Here is a 19,233-nt window from a genome sequence, read left to right as displayed (position 1 = left end):
GCAGGCCGAACGCGGGGGTCCGTCATGCGCGCCATACTCACCACATTGCTGATCGGGCCGGTTCTCGGCCTGACCCTGGTCGGTTGCTACGACCGTCGGGACAAGGCGCCCGAATCCGCGCCGCCGCCCGAGGCCGCGCCGGTTCTGGCAGGGGTCGATCTGGGCAAGCCGGTGCGGGCCCTGGGGACCGAACCCTTCTGGAGCGTAGAGATCACGCCGGACACCCTGATCTACACCCGGATGGACCAGCCGACGCAGCGGGCGCCGAACCGCGGGGCGACGGTTCAGGGGACGGTCGCCACCTACGCCACCTCCACCGACCTGAATGCGGCGATGAACGTCGTGCTGATCGCCACCGAATGTTCGGACGGGATGAGTGACCGCACCTATCCCCTGACCGCGCGGGTCGAGATCGGCGACGACACCCTGAGCGGCTGCGCCGATGCGGCCGCCGCGCTCAAGACCGCGCCGGCGCCCTGAGGCTGAGCCGGGTCTTCACCACCAGTCGGCTTCGCGCAGTGTGCGGGCGTAGCGGCGGCTGACGGGGACGCTGAGGCCGCCCTCCAGGGTCAGGGTGGCGCGGCCGTCGCCGCGATCGACGCCGCGCACGGCCGAGCGGGCCACCCACCAGCTGCGGTGGGTGCGGGCGCCCTCCAGCCCCTCCAGCTCCTCGACCGCGTCGGACAGGCGCATCAGGATCAGGTCCGAGCCCCGGTCGGTGTGCAGGCGCAGATAATGATCCTCGGCCTGGACGGCGTAGAGGGTCGCGCCCCTGAGCTTCAGCGGCAGCCGGTCCAGGAAACGGACCGGGGGCGGCGAAGCCGGCGCGGGGGAGGCGGGCGCGGCGTGGGTCTGGACCGGCTGGGCCCGGCCCAGGAAGACATTGACGGTGGTGACCGCCAGGGTGACGACCAGCACCGGGCCGAACAGCTGGGGCAGGGCCGCCAGCGGATAGAGTTTCCGGGCGAAGAACAGGCCGGTCGCCGCCCAGACGATGACGCTCAGGGGGCCGGTGATTACGGCGGTCATCACCGCCACCGTCAGCCAGGGGCGGTCGTCCACATTGACGAACCGCGTCACGATCCGGCTGCACAGATGGCCCCACAGCCCGCCCAGGATCATCATCATCACCCAGTAGGCCAGGCGCTGGACATAGGGGGCGTTGGCGCTGCCGAAGGCGCCGGTGGTCGCCAGGAAGACCCCGACCAGGCTGGCGACGACCAGGCCGCGCAGGAAGGTTCGGCGACGGTCGGCGGCGGGAGACGTCATGGCGGCTTTCGAAGCAAGGGACGCCTGTCTGAAATCATGATTTCGGGGGCGGAGGAAGGGGCGTCCGTTCGCGAAGCCGGGGTGGTCGTTGACGCAGAACGGGAGGCGCGACCGCGAGCCGGGCTTCAGAAGCGGCGAGACACATCGCCGGAGGTTCCCCTTGTTTCGTCACGCCCGTTTCGCCCGTTTCGCCCCGTCCATCGCCGCCCTTGTCCTGCTGGGCGTCCCCATTGTCGCCTATCTGGCGGCGGACGGGGGGCGGATCGCCCTGCTCGGGTTCAGTTTGCGCGCGCCGGACTTCGGCCTGCTGGCGGCGGCGCCGACCGCGATCCAGATCCATGTGGCGGCGGCCCTGACCGCCCTGGCCATCGGCATCGTGCTGCTGGCGGGGATCAAGGGGACGCGGCTGCACCGGGCGCTGGGGTGGACCTGGGTGCTGGCCATGGGGACGACGGCGGTCAGCTCGTTCTTCATCCACACGATCAACCCCGACGGGCCGGCCGGCCTGTCGTTCATCCATCTGATCAGCGGCTGGACGGTGGTGAGCCTGCCGATGGCGGTCCATGCTGCGCGGCGTCACAAGGTGCAGGCGCACCGGCGGGCGATGACGGGCATGTTCGTGGGCGGGCTGATCGTCGCCGGCGCGCTGACCTTCCTGCCCGGACGGCTGATGTGGGCGATCTTCTTCAGCTAGCGGGGCGACATCCCGACGACGGCGCGGAAGCCCGCCGCCGCGAACCGGACCATGTAGTCGCCGGCCGTCTCCAGGTCCCCGGACCGGGCCAGGCCGCCCGACAGCCGGTCCAGACGGCCCGTCTCGCCCAGGGTCAGGGTCAGGGCGCCCGACAGATTGTGATAGCCCCAGTACAGGTCCACCTCGCTGGCGCCCGGCAGGACCACGGCGATCAGCTCGATCAGACGACGGATGGCGGGGTCGAAATAGCGGGCCATGGTCTCGCCCCCGAAGGTGGGGTTGGCGTTGGTCTGGGCCACCAGGGCGGCATAGTGTTTCCAGCCCGGCCCGCCCTTCAGCGACCATTCGAACGGCGGGCGCAGGAAGGCCTCGAGCAGGCCCTCCAGGGTCATGTCCGGCCCGGCGGCCTCGGCGTAACGATCGATGGCGGCGACACGATCGTCGTTCCAGACCTCGGCCCGGCGCAGGAAGACGGCGTCGAACAGGTCGCGCTTGGCCCCGAAATAGTAATGGACAAGTGCGGTGTCCACGCCCGCCTCGCGCGCCACCTCGCGGATGGTGACGCCGTAGAAGCCGTGTTTGGAGAACAGGTCCTCGGCCGCGTCCAGGATCAGGTCGCGCGTCTCGCCGGCGGCCTTGGCCTGGGCCTTCGGGGGACGGCCGCGTCGGCCGGGGCCCTGAACCGAAGGGGCGCCGACGGCCGACTTGCGGCGCGCGGCGGCGATGGAACGGACGGCGGGGGGCGACGCGTCGGGCTTGCTCATGATCGGGAGGCTAGGCGGGCGTTCGCACCGGTGCAACGGCGCCACGCCCCGGATCGAAGCGGCGGCGCGGTGACGCGGGGAAGGGGGAGGGTTTGACAGACGGCGGAAACCGGGTCAGGTTCAGGAAAATCATTGAACGCTGAATAAAAGCGTCAACGGGCTGGAAACGACAACCAAAGGGGTAGGATCATGAGACATCATGTGAAGTGCGCGCTGCTGGCCGGCGCGGCTTGGGGCGTGCTGGCGGGGGCTTCCACCGCCCAGGACGCCGAGGCGGCGGCCCAGGCGGCCAATGCAGAACAGGCCAATATGGTCGAGGACATCGTCGTCACCGCCCGGCGGCGCGACGAACAGTTGAAGGACGTGCCGGTTGCGGTCTCGGCCCTCAGCGCCGAGCGTCTGGAACAGACCGGCGCGACCAATATCACGGCCCTGCAGCAGCAGACGCCGAACGCCACGGTGCAGATCGCCCGCGGCTCCAACTCGACCCTGATCAGCTTCATCCGCGGCGTGGGCCAGCAGGACCCGCTGTGGGGCTTCGAGCCCGGCGTCGGCCTCTATATCGACGACGTCTATGTGGCCCGGCCGCAGGGCGCCGTGCTGGACATCTTCGACATCTCGCGCATCGAGGTGCTGCGCGGGCCCCAGGGCACCCTGTACGGCCGCAACACCATCGGCGGGGCGATCAAATACGTCACCAAACGCCTGGGCGCCGATCCCAGCCTGACGGCGCGGGCCGAGGTCGGGTCGTATAACGAGCACAACTTCCTGCTGTCCGGCTCGGTCCCGGTCGGCGACACCTTTGCGATTGGCGGCGCGGTCGCCACCTATCAGCACGACGGCTACGGCGAGAACCTGAACACCGGCCAGGACCAGTACGACAAGGACGTCACCGCCTATCGCGCCAGCGCCGAATGGACGCCGAACGAGAACCTGTTCTTCCGACTGGCCTGGGATCGGGTCGAGGACGATTCCAGCCCCCGTCACGGCCACCGCGAAGTGAATTCGACCACCGGCGGCTATACGCCTCCGGCCAGCGAATATGACACCTACGCCGGCGTCACCGGCGAGCAGAAGGTGGTCACCGAGGGCGTGTCCCTGACCGGCGAATACCGGGTCAACGACATGCTGACCCTCAAGTCCATCACCGCCTATCGGTCGGGCGACACCTCGACCGTCATCGACTTCGACCAGACGCCGCTGCCGACCCTGGACGTGCCGGCCATCTATTCGGACGACCAGTTCACCCAGGAGTTTCAGGCCCTGTTCACCGGCGATCGCTGGTCGGGCGTGGCGGGCGTCTTCTATCTGGACGGCACCTCCTCGGGCGCCTTCGACACCATCGCGGGCAATCTGGGCCTGGCCATCGCGGCGGCGGGGTCGGTGGACACAAAGTCCTTCTCGGTGTTCGGCGACTTCAGCTACGACCTCTCTGACCGGCTGCACGTCTCGCTGGGCGGGCGCTACACCAAGGACGACAAGGACGCCTCGGTCCTGCGCCTCTTCTATCTGGGCGCCACGCCGACGCCCTACACCGGCGGAGTCGCCCGGCCGATCTTCGCCACACGCACCGACTACACCGCTTCGGACAGCTTCGAGAAGTTCACGCCGCGCGCCAGCATCTCGTATGACTTCACCGAGGAGGTTACCGGTTACGCCTCGGTCAGCCAGGGCTTCAAGTCGGGCGGCTGGGACATGCGGGGCGACGCCGCCCTGGTGCCGCAGACGGTCAATGGCTACCAGCCCGAGACGGTCACCACCTATGAGCTGGGCCTGAAGGGGTCGGCCTTCGACCGGCGGATGAATTTCGCCTCGGCGGTCTTCTATTCCGACTACAAGGACCAGCAGATCACGACCCAGCAGGTGGCCACGGCCCCGGCCGTCGGCATCGCCTCGGTGGTCGACAACGCCGGCGCCTCGACCATCTACGGCTTCGAACTGGAAGGGTCGGCCTTCCTGACCGACGACATCACCGCCAACTTCTCGCTGGGCTATCTGAAGAACGAGTTCGACGAGTTCATCACCCGGATCACCGGCACGCCGGTCGATATCTCCGACACCCGCGAGCCGCAGAACTCGCCCGAATGGTCGGCCTATTACGGCATGACCTGGCGGGGCGACATCCTGGGCGGGGAGATCCGGGTCACGCCGTCGCTGTCCTATCGCTCGGACTACCACCTGTTTGACACGCCGGATCCCATCCTGGACCAGGACGGCTATGTCCTGGCCGACGCCAGCGTGGTCTGGATCGCGCCAAGCAAACAGTGGGAGGTCGGCCTGTTCGGCCGCAATCTGACCGATGTCCGCTACAAGGTCGGGGGCTACAGCTTCCCGGGCGCGACCTACAACAACTCGATCAGCGCCTTCTACGGCCCGCCGACCACCTATTCGGCGCGCCTGACCTACCGGTTCTGATTGTCACCAAATGCCTGATGCTGGGGCGGCGGTTTTCGGGCCGCCGCCCCTTGCTTTGCAGAGACCAGACTTGGGGCTAGGCTCGCCCCAACAAGAAAAATACGCCGAGGGAAACGCCGATGACGACCGACACGCTGACGGACGCGCAGGCGCCCGCGCCGCACCGACCGGGCTACCGCTTCTATGTGCTGGCGGTGCTGATCCTGATCTACATGCTGAACTTCCTGGACCGGCAGATCATCGGCATCCTGGCCGCGCCGCTGAAGGAAGAGTTCGGCATGTCCGACAGCCAGTTCGGCCTGTTGGGCGGCATCGCCTTCGCATCGGTCTATTCGACCCTGGCCATTCCCCTGGCCTGGATGGCTGATCGGTTCAGCCGGGTCTGGATCATGACCGGAGCCCTGGCGGTCTGGTCGGGCTTCACCGCCCTGTGCGGCATGACGGGGTCGTTCGGCCAGCTGTTCCTGTGCCGTATGGGCGTGGGCGTGGGCGAGGCGGGCGGGGTCGCCCCGGCCTATTCGCTGATCGCCGACTATTTCCCGCCCCATCAAAGGGCGCGGGCCCTCGCGGCCTTCGCCTTCGGGATTCCGCTGGGCATGGCGGCGGGCACCCTGGTCGGGGGGTTGCTGGCGGCGACCTACGGCTGGCGCACGGCCTTCATCGTCGTCGGCCTGCTGGGCCTGCTGGTCGCGCCCCTGTTACGGCTGACGGTCAAGGATCCCAAGCGGGGCGGAACCGATGCGATCAAGACCGAGGCCCAGGTCGCGGCCCTGGCGGCGGCGCCGGTCGGCACCGACCGGGCGGGCAAGATCGCGGCCCAGGTCATGCTGGGCCTGGGCGCCGGGCTGCTGCTCCTGGCGGCGGCGAACTGGTTGCTGGGCGTGTCCCTGGGCAGTCCGCTGGTCCTGGCCTTCGGCGGCCTGCTGGCCGGCGTGATCGGCGTGTCGCTGATGGTGGCGCGACGCACCGCCTCGGTGGTGATCCGCAAGCCCAGCTTCTGGCTGCTGGGCCTGGGCGCGGCCTCGTCCTCGGTGTGCGGCTACGGCGTCGCGGGCTGGTTGCCGCTGTTCTTCATGCGCAGCTTCGACCTGACCCTGCGTCAGACCAGCTGGTATTACGCCGGCATCGCCCTGATCGGCGGTCTGCTGGGCATCTGGCTGGGCGGCATGATCGCCGACAAGCTGTCGAAAAAGGGCAAGGGCGCCTATCCCCTGACCCCGGCCATCGCCTTCCTGATCTCGGCGCCCTGTTTCATCCTGGCGATGAACTCGCCCTGGCTGATCGGCCTGGTCCTGCCGGGCGGGGGCAGCAACACCCAGCAGCTGGTCCTGGCCTTCCTGATCTTCCTGTTGCCCACCGGTCTGAACCTGGCCTGGCTGGGGCCGATCACGGCGGCGGTCCAGCATCTGGTCCCGGCGGCCATGCGGTCCACGGCCTCGGCCCTGTTCCTGCTGCTGAACAATCTGCTCGGGATCGCGGTCGGCTTCTACTATTTCGGCTGGATGAGCGACCTGCTGGCGCCCCGGTTCGGGGAAGAGAGCCTGAGGTGGGCCATCTACACCGGCATGGGCTTCTATGTGCTGGCGGCGGTCTTGCTGATCGGGGCCTCGCGGACGCTGAAGCGGGACTGGGTCGACTGAAGCTTAGACCAAAACCATGGTCGACCCCTGTTGCGCCTGCGAAGGGGCGGAGCCTATAAGCCCCGCAAACCCTTCCCAGCAAAGATTGCGGCGGTCGCCATGAACATCCACGAATATCAGGCCAAGCAGGTTCTCAAGGGCTTCGGCGCCCCGGTCGCCGAGGGCGTGCCCATCACCTCGGCCGATCAGGCCGAGGCCGCCGCCAAGCAACTGCCTGGCCCGCTCTATGTCGTGAAGTCGCAGATCCACGCCGGTGGACGCGGCAAGGGCAAGTTCAAGGAACTGCCGGCCGACGCCAAGGGCGGCGTGCGCCTGGCCTTCTCGATCGAGGACGTGGTCAAGAACGCCAAGGAAATGCTGGGCAACACCCTGGTCACCGCCCAGACCGGCGAGGCCGGCAAGCAGGTCAACCGCCTCTATATCGAGGACGGCGCCGACATCGCCCGCGAACTGTACTGCTCGCTGCTGGTCGACCGTCAGTATGGCCGCGTTGCCTTCGTCGTCTCGACCGAGGGCGGCATGGACATCGAGGCCGTCGCCCATGACACGCCCGAGAAGATCCAGACCATCGTCATCGACCCCGCCACGGGCGTGACCGAGGCCGACGTCGCCGCCATCAACGCCGCCTACGGCCTGACGGGCGATGCGGCCGAAGACGGCAAGTCGCTGTTCCCGGCGCTGTACAAGGCCTTCGTCGAGAAGGACATGGCCATGCTGGAAGTGAACCCGCTGATCGTCATGGAGAACGGCCGCCTGCGCGTCCTGGACGCCAAGGTCAGCTTCGACGGCAACGCCCTGTTCCGCCACGAGGACATGCGCGCCCTGCGCGACGAGACCGAGGAAGACGCCAAGGAAATCGAAGCCTCCAAGTGGGACCTCGCCTATGTCTCGCTGGACGGCAACATCGGCTGCATGGTCAACGGCGCCGGCCTGGCCATGGCGACGATGGACATCATCAAGCTGTACGGCAAGGAGCCGGCCAACTTCTGCGACGTCGGCGGCGGCGCCGGCAAGGAGAAGGTCGCTGCGGCCTTCAAGATCATCACCGCCGACCCGAACGTCCAGGGCATCCTGGTCAACATCTTCGGCGGCATCATGAAGTGCGACGTCATCGCCGAGGGCGTCGTCGCCGCGGTGAAGGAAGTCGGTCTGAAGGTGCCGCTGGTCGTGCGTCTGGAAGGCACCAACGCCGAACTGGGCAAGAAGATCCTGAACGAGTCGGGCCTGACCATCCAGGCCGCCGACGATCTGGACGACGCCGCCCAGAAGATCGTCGCAGCGGTCGGCTAGGTCCGGCGGCTCGCCCCCAGGCGGACGTCGTCGATGGCCGTGTTCGAAGTCGTCGCCATGGCCCTGGCGCCGGAGCGGCATGTCGCGGCCTTCGTCGATCACTTCCGCCGCAAGGGGGCCGCGCGCGTTCGCGTCTATTTCGACAGCGCGGCCGCGCCGGCGCCGGACGCCGTGGGCCTGGCTGAAGGCGAGCTGATCGTCTGTGACGACGCCTTCTGGTCCGCCCTTGGCGGTCGGCCGGCGACGGTCGAGGATCGGCAAAGGGGCGTCTATGGCGCGGCCTATCGCAGCCTGGCCGCCGACTGGCTGCTGGTCGTCGATATCGACGAGCGGCTGTTCGGCGCGGTCTCGCCGGCCGCCGTGCTGGAGGCGGTTCCGGCCGACTGTGAGTCCGTCATCTTCGAGACCGTCGAGGCGGTCTGGCGATCCGGGGACGATCTCAATCTGGAATACGGGGCCAGTCTGGCCCGCAAGTCCTACAGCGGGCCGTTCTGGTCCGAGCTGAGCAATGGCCTCTATCCGGGCGCCGGCAAGTTCTTCGTCCGGGGACTGCTGGGCCACCATATGGGCAAGCACGCCGTGCGGCGCGGCCTGGCAGACATCACCGTCTGCATCCACGAATCCAAGCGGGCGGAGGTTCCGTTGAAGGCCGCCCGCGCCCGCGACCTCGGCGCTGGCGGTCGGGCCTGGCTGCTCCACTATGACGCCATCAGCCTGGACGGCTGGCGCGCCAAATGGGATCGACGGCTGGCTGTCGGCGATACGGCCGAGTGCGGCCGTCGCCGAAGACGACAGCAGACAGACTACGCCGAGGCGCGGGCCGCGGGCCGGGAGGCCGCGCTGTTCGAGAGACTGTACGCCCTGACGCCGGTTCAGGCCTGGATTCTGCGGCGGCTGGGATTGTTGCTCGATATTCCGAGCCCCCGCTGGCCGACAAGGGACTGACTTGCCCCGTCTCGCTCCACGGCCTATGTGTTCCACATAACCCGTGTAGACCAATGACCCGCAACCTGACCCTCGCCATCGACGACGACCTGCTCGACAAGGTGCGGGTTCTGGCCGCCATGAAGCGGACCAGCGTCAACGAGATGGTGCGTGGCTTCCTGACACGGCTGGTCGAGCAGGAGACCTCCAAGGACGAGGCGCGCGAGGCGCTGCTGAAACTGATCGACGAATCCGAAGGCCGCGGGGGCGAGGGTTGGCGTCTCCCCACACGGGAAGAAACCTACAGCGGAGACCCTCGGTTTGATCGCGAGTTCTGAGGTCTTTCTCGACACCAATATTCTGCTCTACGCCGCTCTTGGTCGGGACCATGCGGGGCATAGGTGGGAGCGTGCGCGCGAGATCGTGCTGACCGAGGACTATTGCACCTCGGGCCAGGTGCTCGCCGAATTCTACAACAACGCCACGCGCAAGGGCGCGCCGCCGCTTTCGTCGGACAAGGCCCGCGAATGGGTCCGCGTCGTCGCCATGAAGCCCTGCCAGCCGATCACGCCGGAGGTGGTGGTCGCGGGCGTCGACAACGCCCGCCGCTATCAGCTGTCCTACTGGGACGGCGCCATCATCGCCGCCGCCGAGCGGCTGGGCGCCAAGGTGCTCTATTCCGAAGTTCTCACTCACGGTCAGACCTACGGGTCGGTCCGCGTCGAAAACCCCTTCCTCTCCGCCTAGCCAAAGAAGCGAGACCCCATGTCCATCCTCGTCAACAAAGACACCAAGATCATCGTCCAGGGCCTGACCGGCAAGACCGGCGGCTTCCACACCGAACAGGCCCTGGCCTATCACGGCACCAAGATGGTCGCCGGCGTGCACCCGACCAAGGGCGGCACGAACTGGACGGGTTCGCACGGCGAAACCCTGCCCATCTACGCCTCGGTCGCCGAAGCCAAGGACGCCACGGGCGCCGACGCCTCGGTGATCTATGTCCCGCCGTCGGGCGCCGCCGCCGCCATCATCGAGGCCATCGACGCCGAGATCCCCTTCATCACCTGCATCACCGAGGGCATCCCGGTGCTGGACATGGTCAACGTCAAGCGCCGCCTGGAAGGCTCCAAGTCGCGCCTGCTGGGTCCGAACTGCCCGGGCATCCTGACGCCGGACGAGTGCAAGATCGGCATCATGCCGGGCAATATCTTCAAGAAGGGCTCGGTCGGCATCGTGTCGCGTTCGGGCACCCTGACCTATGAGGCCGTGTTCCAGACCACCAACGAAGGCCTGGGCCAGACCACGGCCGTCGGCATCGGCGGCGATCCGGTCAAGGGCACCGAGTTCATCGACGTGCTGGAACTGTTCCTGGCCGACCCGGAAACCACCTCGATCATCATGATCGGTGAGATCGGCGGCGGCGCCGAAGAAGACGCCGCCCAATTCCTGATCGACGAAGCCAAGAAGGGCCGCAAGAAGCCGATGGCCGGCTTCATCGCGGGCCGCACGGCTCCGAAGGGCCGCACCATGGGCCACGCCGGCGCCGTCGTCTCGGGCGGCAAGGGCGATGCGGAATCCAAGATCGCGGCGATGGAAGCCGCCGGCATCCGCATGTCGGAATCGCCGGCCCGCCTGGGCAAGACCCTGGTGGAAGTGCTGAAGGGTTAAGAAGCCAAGGCGCACAGGCGCCTCTCCCTCCCCCCTGCGGGGGAGGGGCGTCGCGTCAGCGACGGGGTGGGGGCGGCCAGGCTGGGCCGCACCTGTCTAGTTTTAGGGGGTCTGTGGGGCGTCGCCCTGCCCGCCCCACCCGGCTCCGCTTCGCTTCGCCCCCTCCCCCGTGGGGGAGGGAGGATGAAAAATGCCGGTCTCGGCAGGATTGGACGCCCCCGGTTTCGGCCGGGGGCGTTTTTCTTTGCGCCTGCGACCAATTTCTCACCGAATTGCCCCGTTTCGGTCATGACCCATAAGGAAAGCACGCCTATATGACGGGCGCGCCCCTCACGGAGATGTGTCCGGCGGGGGCCAAGGGATAGCGAGAACAATGGCGGACGATGCGGGTCGGCTGAACCAGGTCTTTGCCGAGACCTCTTTCCTCTACGGGTCCAATGCGGCCTATATCGAGGAGCTGCACGAGAAGTGGGCCAATGATCCCGGCTCGGTCTCGGCGGAATGGAAAGCCTTCTTCGACCAGTTGCGCGACAACGCCGCCAGCGTGAAGGCCTCGGCCGAGGCCGGCGCCTGGGGGCGCGGAACCGCCACCGAGCCCAATGAGGCGAACGCCGTGTTCGACGGCCGCTGGCCGGCGCCCAAGCCCGACCCCAAGAAGCCCGGCGCCGCGCCGGCGCCTGCAGCGGCCAAGGCCGCGCCGGCCGAGGTTTCAGGCGACGCGATCCGCGCCGCCGCCCATGATTCCATTCGCGCCCTGATGCTGATCCGCAGCTATCGCGTGCGCGGCCACCTGCAGGCCAAGCTGGACCCGCTGGGCATCGAACAGCCGGTCGAAAACCCGGAACTGACGCCGGAATTCTATGGTTTCAGCGCCGCCGACATGGATCGTCCGATCTTCCTGGACGGGGTCCTGGGGCTTCAGACCGGCACGATCCGCCAGGTGCTGGACCTGCTGAAGCGCACCTACTGCGGCAATATCGGCATCCAGTACATGCATATCGCCGAGCCGGAGGAGAAGTCCTGGCTGCAGCAGCGGTTCGAAGGGCCGGACAAGTTCGAGCAGAACGCCTTCACCAAGGAAGGCAAGCTGGCCATCCTGAACAAGCTGATCGAGGCCGAGGGCTTCGAACGCTTCCTGCACAAGCGTTTCCCCGGCACCAAGCGGTTCGGCCTGGACGGCGGCGAGGCCATGGTCCCGGCGCTGGAGCAGGTGATCAAGCGCGGCGGCAATCTGGGCGTCGATGAAGTCGTGCTGGGCATGGCCCACCGCGGCCGCCTGAACGTGCTCGCCGCCGTGATGGGCAAGCCCTACAAGGTCATCTTCCACGAGTTCCAGGGCGGCTCGGCCGTGCCCAGCGACATCGAGGGCTCGGGCGACGTCAAATATCACATGGGCGCCAGTTCGAACCGCGAGTTCGACGGCAACCACGTCCACCTGTCGCTGACCGCCAATCCGTCGCACCTCGAGATCGTCAATCCGGTGGTGCTGGGCAAGGCGCGCGCCAAACAGGCGTTCGACATCCGTGAGGCCAACGCCGGCAAGCCCGAGGCCGAATGGGCGCTGGACCGGTCCAAGGTCGTGCCCCTGCTGATCCACGGCGACGCCGCCTTCGCCGGCCAGGGCGTGGTGGCCGAGTGTTTCGCCCTGATGGGGCTGAAGGGCTACCGCACCGGCGGCACCCTGCATTTCGTCATCAACAACCAGATCGGCTTCACCACCAGCCCGCGCAACTCGCGCTCGTCGCCCTATCCGTCGGATGTGGCGCTGATGGTCCAGGCCCCGATCTTCCACGTGAACGGCGATGATCCCGAAGCGGTCGTCTTCGCCGCCAAGGTGGCCACCGAATATCGTCAGAAATTCCACAAGGACGCGGTGGTGGACATGTTCTGCTATCGCCGCTTCGGCCACAACGAAGGCGACGATCCCACCTTCACCCAGCCGCTGATGTATTCGAAGATCCGCGCCCAGCCCTCGACCCGCGAACTGTATTCGCAGCGTCTGGTCGCCGAGGGCGTGCTGACGCAGGCCGAGGTGGACGCCGAGATTGCGCGGTTCGACACCTTCCTTGACGACCAGTTCGAGGCCGGCAAGACCTGGTCCGCCGAGAAGGCCGACTGGCTGGACGGCCAGTGGCAGGGCTTCCAGTCGCCCAAGGACGAACTGCGCGGCGAGACCGCGGTGCCCCTGGCCAAGCTGACCGACCTGGGCCACCGCCTGACGACCATCCCCAACAGCGTCGACATGCACAAGACGCTGAAACGGGTCATCGACGGCCGGCGCGAGGCCATCACCTCGGGCGAGGGCCTGGACTGGGCCACGGCCGAGAGCCTGGCCTTCGCCTCGCTGGTGGACGAAGGCTTCCCGGTGCGTCTGTCGGGCCAGGACTCGGTGCGCGGCACCTTCTCGCAGCGCCATTCGGGCATCATCGATCAGACGACCGAAGAGCGTTACATCCCGCTGAACAACCTCCGCGAAGGCCAGGCCAACTACGAGGTCATCGACTCGGCCCTGTCGGAAGAGGCGGTGCTGGGCTTCGAGTACGGCTATTCGCTGGCCGACCCCAACACCATGGTGATGTGGGAAGCCCAGTTCGGCGACTTCGTGAACGGCGCCCAGGTGGTGATCGACCAGTTCATCAGCTCGGGCGAACGCAAGTGGCTGCGGATGAGCGGCCTGACCATGCTGTTGCCGCATGGCTATGAAGGCCAGGGACCGGAACACTCGTCGGCCCGTCTGGAGCGCTTCCTGCAACAGTGCGCCGAAGACAATATGCAGGTCGCCAACTGCACCACCCCGGCCAACTATTTCCACATCCTGCGTCGCCAGATGCACCGGCCGTTCCGCAAGCCGCTGATCCTGATGACGCCCAAGAGCCTGCTGCGTCACAAGAAGGCGGTCTCGTCGATGAAGGATCTGGCGGAGGGTTCGTCCTTCCACCGCGTCCTGCACGACGACGCCCAGACCCGCCCCGACGTCGCCGGGATCAAGATCAAGGCCGACAAGGCGATCCGCCGCGTCATCCTGTGTTCGGGCAAGGTCTATTACGACCTGCTGGACGCCCGCGAGAAGAAGGCCAAGGACGGCCAGGCGGTGGACGACGTCTATATCCTGCGCCTGGAGCAGTTCTATCCGTGGCCGATCCAGTCCTTGCGCAAGGAACTGGCCCGCTTCCCGAAGGCGGAAGTGGTCTGGTGCCAGGAAGAACCCAAGAACATGGGCGGCTGGACCTTCGTCGATCCGTGGCTGGAGCTGACGCTGGACAAGCTGGACGTCGCCTCCAAGCGCGCCCGCTACGTCGGCCGTCCCGGTTCCGCCTCGACGGCGGCCGGCCTGATGAGCCGCCACCTGAAGGAACTCGAGACCTTCACCAACGAAGCCTTCGCCTGATACACCTCACCGAATACTCCCAAAGAGACAGCTGGACCCGACATGGCCGACATCCTGACCCCCGCCCTCGGTGAATCCGTCACCGAGGCCACCATCGCGAAATGGACCAAGAAGGTCGGCGACGCGGTCAAGAAGGACGAACTGCTCGTCGAACTGGAGACCGACAAGGTCTCGCTGGAAGTCGCGGCGCCGGCCGACGGCGTCCTGGGCGCCATCAACGCCGCCGAGGGCGACACCGTCGTGCCGGGCACGGTCCTGGGTTCGGTGACCGAAGGCGGCGCGGCCGCCGCTGCGGCTCCGGCCTCGGCCCCAGCCAAGGCCGCCAAGGCCGAGGCCAAGGCGGCGCCCGCCGCCGCTGCGTCCAGCATCGACATCACCGTGCCGGTGATGGGCGAAAGCGTCGCCGAGGGCTCTATGGGCAAGTGGCTCAAGAAGAGCGGCGACGCCGTCAAGAAGGACGAACTGCTGGTCGAGATCGAGACCGACAAGGTCGCGGTCGAGGTTTCGGCGCCGGCTGACGGCGTGCTGACCATCGCCGCCGACGAGGGCGCGACCGTCACCCCCGGCCAGAAGATCGGTTCGGTTTCGGGTTCGGGCGCAGCCGCTTCGGCTCCGGCCGCCGCTGCCCCGGCGCCTGCCGCCGCTCCGGCCAACACCGGCTCGGCCCAGGTCTCGGGCGGCAAGAACGACACCCTGTCGCCGGCCGTCCAGCGCGTCGTCGCCGAAAACAATCTGGATCCGAAGGCCATCGCCGCCACGGGGCCCAAGGGCAATATCACCAAGGCTGACGCCATCGCCGCCATCGGTCAGGCCGCCCCGGCTCCGGCCGCCGCCGCCGCCGCGCCTTCGGCCCCGCGCGCCGTCGGCCCGCGCGAAGAGCGGGTGAAGATGACGCGCCTGCGTCAGACCATCGCCCGTCGCCTGAAGGAATCGCAGAACACGGCCGCCCAGCTGACCACCTTCAACGAGGTGGACATGACCAATGTCATGGCCCTGCGCGCCCAGTACAAAGAGGTGTTCGAGAAGCGCCACGGCGTGAAGCTGGGCTTCATGTCCTTCTTCACCAAGGCCGTGGTTGCGGCCCTGCACGAGATTCCGGCCGTCAACGCCGAGATCGACGGCACGGACATCATCTACAAGAACCACTATGACATCGGCGTCGCCGTCGGCACCGAAAAGGGTCTGGTGGTTCCGGTGCTGCGCGACGCCGACACCCTGAGCCTGGCGGGCATCGAAAAGGGCATCGGCGCCCTGGGCAAGGCCGCCCGCGACGGCGCCCTGACCATGGACCAGCTGCAGGGCGGCACCTTCACCATCACCAACGGCGGCACCTATGGGTCGCTGATGTCGACGCCGATCCTGAACGCCCCGCAGTCGGGCATCCTGGGCATGCACAACATCGTCCAGCGCCCGATGGCCATCAACGGCGAGGTCAAGATCCGTCCGATGATGTACCTGGCCCTCAGCTATGATCACCGCATTGTCGACGGCAAGGAAGCCGTGACCTTCCTGGTCCGCATCAAGGAACTGCTGGAAGACCCGCAGCGGGCCCTGCTGGACCTGTAAGAGACGGAAAGGCGGCGAGGTTCTCGTCGCCTTTTTCTTTCCCGACGAGGCCGATCATGCTGACCCTCTATACCGCCCCCGGATCCTGCAGCCGGGCCAGCCATATCGCGCTGGAAGAGTCCGGCCTGGCGTTCGAAGCCCGCCTGGTCGACTTCGCCCAGGGGGACCAGCGCCGGCCCGAGTTTCTGGCGATCAACCCCAAGGGGCGGGTTCCGGCTCTGGTGACCGATCAGGGCGTCCTGACCGAAAGCCCGGCCATTCTGGCCTATATCGCCGCCCTCGCTCCGCAGGGTCTGCTGGCGCCCGTCGAGCCCTTCGCTCTTGCGCGGATGCAGGCCTTCAACCTCTATCTGGCCTCGACTGTCCACGTCGCCCACGCCCATGGCCGCCGGGCCTCGCGCTGGAGCGACGACGCTGCGGCCCAGGCCTCGATGGCGGCCAAGGTGGCGCAGAACATGCGGGACTGTTTCACCCTGATCGAGGCGGATCTGGCCCGGAACGGAGACAGCGACTGGGTGATGGGCGACGCCTATTCCGTCGCAGACCCCTATCTGTTCACCTTCACCGGCTGGCTGGAAGGCGACGGCGTGGATGTGGCCGAGTTTCCGTATGTACGCGCCCATTACGACCGGATGGGCCGTCGTCCGGCGGTCGTCCGGGCGCTCCAGGCCGAGCAGACGCGCGCAGCCTGAGATATCATCGGTTGTGTCTCGTTTGCGCCGGTTGGACCTTTTCAGCCGACTAAGGGGTTTTCCGCACTTACGGCCCGGGCGGGAATGACGCCTTATTCCCGCCATGGAGTGGGCCGCGCGCGCGATAGGGGTGTTCTACGTCTTGGGCGGGCTGATGCTTCTGTATCAAGCCTGGCTCAACTGGCGTTTGCAGCGTGCATTGTCGGGGCTGATCCCGGTGTCCGTCACCGACCAGGTCGGGGACGGGGTGATTGCGCTGGGCGCCATGCTGGTCCTGGCCTCCGGCGCGGCCCTGGCGGCGCTCAGCGGCTGGGCGGTCGCGGCCTTCCTGGCCGGGTGGACGATCCAGGCCCTGTATCTGCTGTGGAATGATCGCGCCGTCCGCATCGCCGAGCCCACGGCCCTGAGCGGCCGTCGCCGGTCGGTCCACGCCTTCGCCGGCTATACAGCCGTCACGGCCCTGGTGCTGTGCCTGCCCATGCTGGGCGTGCTGGGCTGATCAGCCGAACTCGGCCTCGAGATCCGCCAGGCGTGCGGCCTGATCCTCGGCGATCAGGGCGTTCAGCATGGGGTCCAGGTCGCCTTCCAGGATCTGGGGCAGGCTGTGCAGGGTCAGGCCGATGCGGTGGTCGGTCACGCGTCCCTGCGGGAAGTTGTAGGTGCGAATCCGCTCGGACCGGTCGCCCGAGCCGACCTGGGACTTGCGCGAGTCGGCGCGGGCCAGATCCTTGGCCTGGCGCTGCATGTCGTACAGGCGGACCCGCAGGTTCTTCATCGCCTTGTCGCGGTTTACGTGCTGCGACTTTTCGGAGCTGGTGGCCACGATCCCGGTTGGAAGGTGGGTGATCCGCACGGCCGAATCCGTCTTGTTGACGTGCTGACCGCCCGAGCCGGAGGCGCGGAAGGTGTCGATGCGGATGTCCTTTTCCAGGATCTCGATCTCGACGTCCTCGACCTCGGGCAGGACGGCGACGGTGGCGGCCGAGGTGTGGATGCGGCCCCCGGCCTCGGTCGTCGGCACGCGCTGGACGCGGTGGACGCCGCTCTCGAACTTCAGTCGGCCGAAGACGCCGTCGCCGGTGACGGTGGCGATGATCTCCTTGTAGCCGCCGGCGTCGCCCTCGGTCGCCGAATCCAGCTCGATCCGCCAGCCGCGCGTCGAGGCGTAGCGCGAATACATTCGGAACAGGTCGCCGGCGAACAGGGCCGCCTCGTCGCCGCCGGTGCCGGCGCGGACTTCCAGCACGGCCGAGGCGTTCTCGTCGGCGTCGCGCGGGGCCAGCAGCAGGGCGACGTCGCGCTCCATCTGCGGCAGGCGTTCGGTCAGGTCGCGCAACTCGTCCTGGGCCATGGCGGCCATTTCGGGATCGGCGGCCATGACCTCCAGATCGGCCATCTCGGCGCGGAGTCGGGCCAGACCCTGGACCGCGTCGGCGACGGGCTTGAGCTCGGCGTGCTCCTTGGACAGGCGGACGATCTCGACGCCGTCCGTCGCCGCACCCATGCGGGCCTCCACCTCGTGGAAACGGTCGAGCACCTGATCGAGACGGGCCTGGGGCAGACGCAAGGGGGCAATCCTGGAGAAAGGGAGGGCCGTCCTTAGCGCGCCGAGGGGCGCGATGTCGATTGTCGGCGGGGACCACGGTCGGCGCCGGGATTGTGATTTTGGATAACGATGGCGTCAGAGGCGCTTACGCCGAGGGTTCCAAACGACTAGCTGACGGCCGATCAGCCGTGAGGAGGACGTCATGTTCGATCGCCCGCCGCCGTCGAAGCCTGTCGCCCAGGCCGTCGACGCGACTCCGGACGGCGCCGACAGCGTGGAACGGCTGTGCCGCCTGTATGACGCGCGTCTCACCGCGGCGGGCGGCCGTCTGTCGCCGGACGATGCGCGCGACCTGAAGACCATGGCGGGCCTCTATGGCCTGGATAGCGACCGACCGGCGGTCGAGGTCTGGCGCGATCTGCGTCGGGTCATCGTGGCCCAGACATCCGGTTCCGCTGAAGGGGGCGCGCCCCGGCCGGCCGAGATCGCCGTCGTGGGGGGCGATCTGGAGCCCCTGACCCTGCTGGTGGTCGAGGATGACGCCGAGGTGGCCGCCGACCTGACCGAGCTGTTGACTGAGGCCGGGCACAGGGTGGTGGGCCCGTTCCACAGCGCGGCGGCGGCCGAGGCTGCGGCCGCCCTGCACGCCATCGACGGCGCCCTGCTGGACATCAATCTGTCCGGCGCCACGACCGGGGGCGAACTGGCCGAGGTTCTGACGCGACGCTGGGACATTCGGGTGATCTTCATTTCCGGCGACGCTGAGGCCGCAACCCGTTACGCCCCCCTCGCCGAGGCCCTGGTGCTGAAACCCTATACCGGTCCGCAAATCCTGGCGGCGGCGGCCCGGCTGGCCCGACCGGGATGAGGTCGGGCCGGACGGCGAACGGCGTCTTGCGTCCGGCGCGCGGTCGCGCGATCACGGACCATGCTGTCGAACCGGTCCCGCTACGCCCTGCGCGCCATGATCCATCTGGCCGGCCTGCCGGGCGGCGGCCCCGCCACCATCGGCGAGATCGCCGAGGCCGCCACGGCGCCGCGCAAATTCCTAGAAGCCATACTTCTGGATCTGCGTCGTCAGAATCTGCTGGTGTCCAAGCGGGGGCGGACCGGAGGCTACGCCCTGGCGGCGCCGGCCGGGACCATCAGTTTCGCCGATGTGATCCGGGCGCTGGAAGGCCCCCTGGCCCTGGCGCCCTGCGCGTCGCGCACCGCCCACGGGCCTTGCGAGACCTGTCCGGACGTCGAGACCTGCCCGTTGCAGCCGGTCCTGCAGGATGGGCGCGACGCCGTCGCCGCGGTGTTCGAGGCGCGAAGCCTTCTGCAAGCCGCGTCGAATCCTTCTCCTATTGACCCAGTAGGAAAATAACACGCACC

At 67.8% G+C, this 19,233-nt stretch carries 18 protein-coding genes; 15 read left to right on the top strand and 3 right to left on the bottom strand.

Features of this window, described 5'->3' with window-relative positions:
* The first annotated feature begins 24 nt into the window (after nt 1-24).
* Complete coding sequence (locus AC1RSI_RS12665) at nt 25-480, top strand: COG3650 family protein (protein ID WP_154726252.1); 456 nt, start codon at nt 25-27, stop codon at nt 478-480.
* A gap of 15 nt (nt 481-495) precedes the next feature.
* On the opposite strand, the gene AC1RSI_RS12660 is transcribed toward AC1RSI_RS12665, so the two are convergent.
* Nucleotides 496-1,269: a LytTR family DNA-binding domain-containing protein gene (locus tag AC1RSI_RS12660; RefSeq protein WP_154726251.1), complete on the bottom strand. Its 774-nt coding sequence runs from the start codon at nt 1,267-1,269 to the stop codon at nt 496-498.
* A gap of 160 nt (nt 1,270-1,429) precedes the next feature.
* Between AC1RSI_RS12660 and AC1RSI_RS12655 the strand changes: the two genes are divergently transcribed.
* Complete coding sequence (locus tag AC1RSI_RS12655) at nt 1,430-1,963, top strand: DUF2306 domain-containing protein (protein ID WP_154726250.1); 534 nt, start codon at nt 1,430-1,432, stop codon at nt 1,961-1,963.
* Here the strand turns inward: AC1RSI_RS12655 and AC1RSI_RS12650 are convergent.
* Nucleotides 1,960-2,727, bottom strand: coding sequence for a TetR/AcrR family transcriptional regulator (locus tag AC1RSI_RS12650; RefSeq protein WP_154726249.1), 768 nt, complete (start codon nt 2,725-2,727; stop codon nt 1,960-1,962). The two genes, AC1RSI_RS12655 and AC1RSI_RS12650, sit on opposite strands and share 4 nt — an antisense overlap.
* Nucleotides 2,728-2,916: 189 nt before the next feature.
* Here AC1RSI_RS12650 and AC1RSI_RS12645 point away from each other — a divergent pair, with 189 nt between their 5' ends.
* The 11 genes from AC1RSI_RS12645 to AC1RSI_RS12595 all read left to right on the top strand — a co-directional run bounded on the left by AC1RSI_RS12645 (nt 2,917) and on the right by AC1RSI_RS12595 (nt 16,809).
* On the top strand, nt 2,917-5,142 hold the full coding sequence (locus AC1RSI_RS12645; protein WP_154726248.1) for a TonB-dependent receptor: 2,226 nt from the start codon (nt 2,917-2,919) through the stop codon (nt 5,140-5,142).
* Between the two features lie 119 nt (nt 5,143-5,261).
* The gene (locus AC1RSI_RS12640) at nt 5,262-6,782 is read left to right on the top strand and encodes a spinster family MFS transporter (protein WP_154726247.1); all 1,521 of its coding nucleotides are present in this window, start codon (nt 5,262-5,264) and stop codon (nt 6,780-6,782) included.
* Nucleotides 6,783-6,881: 99 nt separating this feature from the next.
* On the top strand, nt 6,882-8,072 hold the full coding sequence (gene sucC / locus AC1RSI_RS12635) for an ADP-forming succinate--CoA ligase subunit beta (protein WP_008263529.1): 1,191 nt from the start codon (nt 6,882-6,884) through the stop codon (nt 8,070-8,072).
* A 33-nt stretch (nt 8,073-8,105) separates the two neighbouring features.
* A complete protein-coding gene (locus AC1RSI_RS12630; RefSeq protein ID WP_008263103.1) occupies nt 8,106-9,017 on the top strand; it encodes a hypothetical protein in 912 nt (303 codons plus the stop codon).
* A gap of 53 nt (nt 9,018-9,070) precedes the next feature.
* On the top strand, nt 9,071-9,334 hold the full coding sequence (locus tag AC1RSI_RS12625) for a ribbon-helix-helix protein, CopG family (RefSeq protein WP_008263623.1): 264 nt from the start codon (nt 9,071-9,073) through the stop codon (nt 9,332-9,334).
* Complete coding sequence (locus AC1RSI_RS12620; RefSeq protein WP_008262108.1) at nt 9,318-9,743, top strand: PIN domain-containing protein; 426 nt, start codon at nt 9,318-9,320, stop codon at nt 9,741-9,743. The genes AC1RSI_RS12625 and AC1RSI_RS12620 overlap by 17 nt, the downstream gene beginning before the upstream one ends.
* Before the next feature lie 18 nt (nt 9,744-9,761).
* A complete protein-coding gene (gene sucD, locus AC1RSI_RS12615) occupies nt 9,762-10,664 on the top strand; it encodes a succinate--CoA ligase subunit alpha (protein ID WP_008262761.1) in 903 nt (300 codons plus the stop codon).
* A 373-nt stretch (nt 10,665-11,037) separates the two neighbouring features.
* On the top strand, nt 11,038-14,052 hold the full coding sequence (locus tag AC1RSI_RS12610) for a 2-oxoglutarate dehydrogenase E1 component (RefSeq protein WP_008258795.1): 3,015 nt from the start codon (nt 11,038-11,040) through the stop codon (nt 14,050-14,052).
* A gap of 42 nt (nt 14,053-14,094) precedes the next feature.
* Nucleotides 14,095-15,618, top strand: a complete 1,524-nt coding sequence (odhB, locus tag AC1RSI_RS12605) for a 2-oxoglutarate dehydrogenase complex dihydrolipoyllysine-residue succinyltransferase (RefSeq protein WP_447941233.1) — start codon at nt 14,095-14,097, stop codon at nt 15,616-15,618.
* Between the two features lie 56 nt (nt 15,619-15,674).
* Nucleotides 15,675-16,310 (top strand): glutathione S-transferase family protein, encoded by a 636-nt coding sequence (locus AC1RSI_RS12600; RefSeq protein ID WP_154726052.1) that lies wholly within the window; start codon nt 15,675-15,677, stop codon nt 16,308-16,310.
* 154 nt (nt 16,311-16,464) lie between these two features.
* Nucleotides 16,465-16,809, top strand: a complete 345-nt coding sequence (locus AC1RSI_RS12595) for a hypothetical protein (RefSeq protein ID WP_197019800.1) — start codon at nt 16,465-16,467, stop codon at nt 16,807-16,809.
* On the opposite strand, the gene prfA is transcribed toward AC1RSI_RS12595, so the two are convergent.
* A complete protein-coding gene (gene prfA / locus AC1RSI_RS12590; protein WP_154726053.1) occupies nt 16,810-17,877 on the bottom strand; it encodes a peptide chain release factor 1 in 1,068 nt (355 codons plus the stop codon).
* Between the two features lie 181 nt (nt 17,878-18,058).
* On the opposite strand from prfA, the gene AC1RSI_RS12585 reads away from it, so the two are divergent.
* Entirely contained in the window at nt 18,059-18,724 is a 666-nt protein-coding gene (locus AC1RSI_RS12585; protein ID WP_154726054.1) for a response regulator, read from the top strand.
* Between the two features lie 60 nt (nt 18,725-18,784).
* Nucleotides 18,785-19,225 (top strand): RrF2 family transcriptional regulator, encoded by a 441-nt coding sequence (locus tag AC1RSI_RS12580; RefSeq protein ID WP_154726055.1) that lies wholly within the window; start codon nt 18,785-18,787, stop codon nt 19,223-19,225.
* Nucleotides 19,226-19,233 lie beyond the last annotated feature (8 nt).

The sequence above is a fragment of the Brevundimonas sp. GW821-FHT10E09 genome, assembly GCF_058809375.1.
Note: the sequence above shows the minus strand (reverse complement) of the source record. Positions and strands in the feature narration are given on the sequence as shown.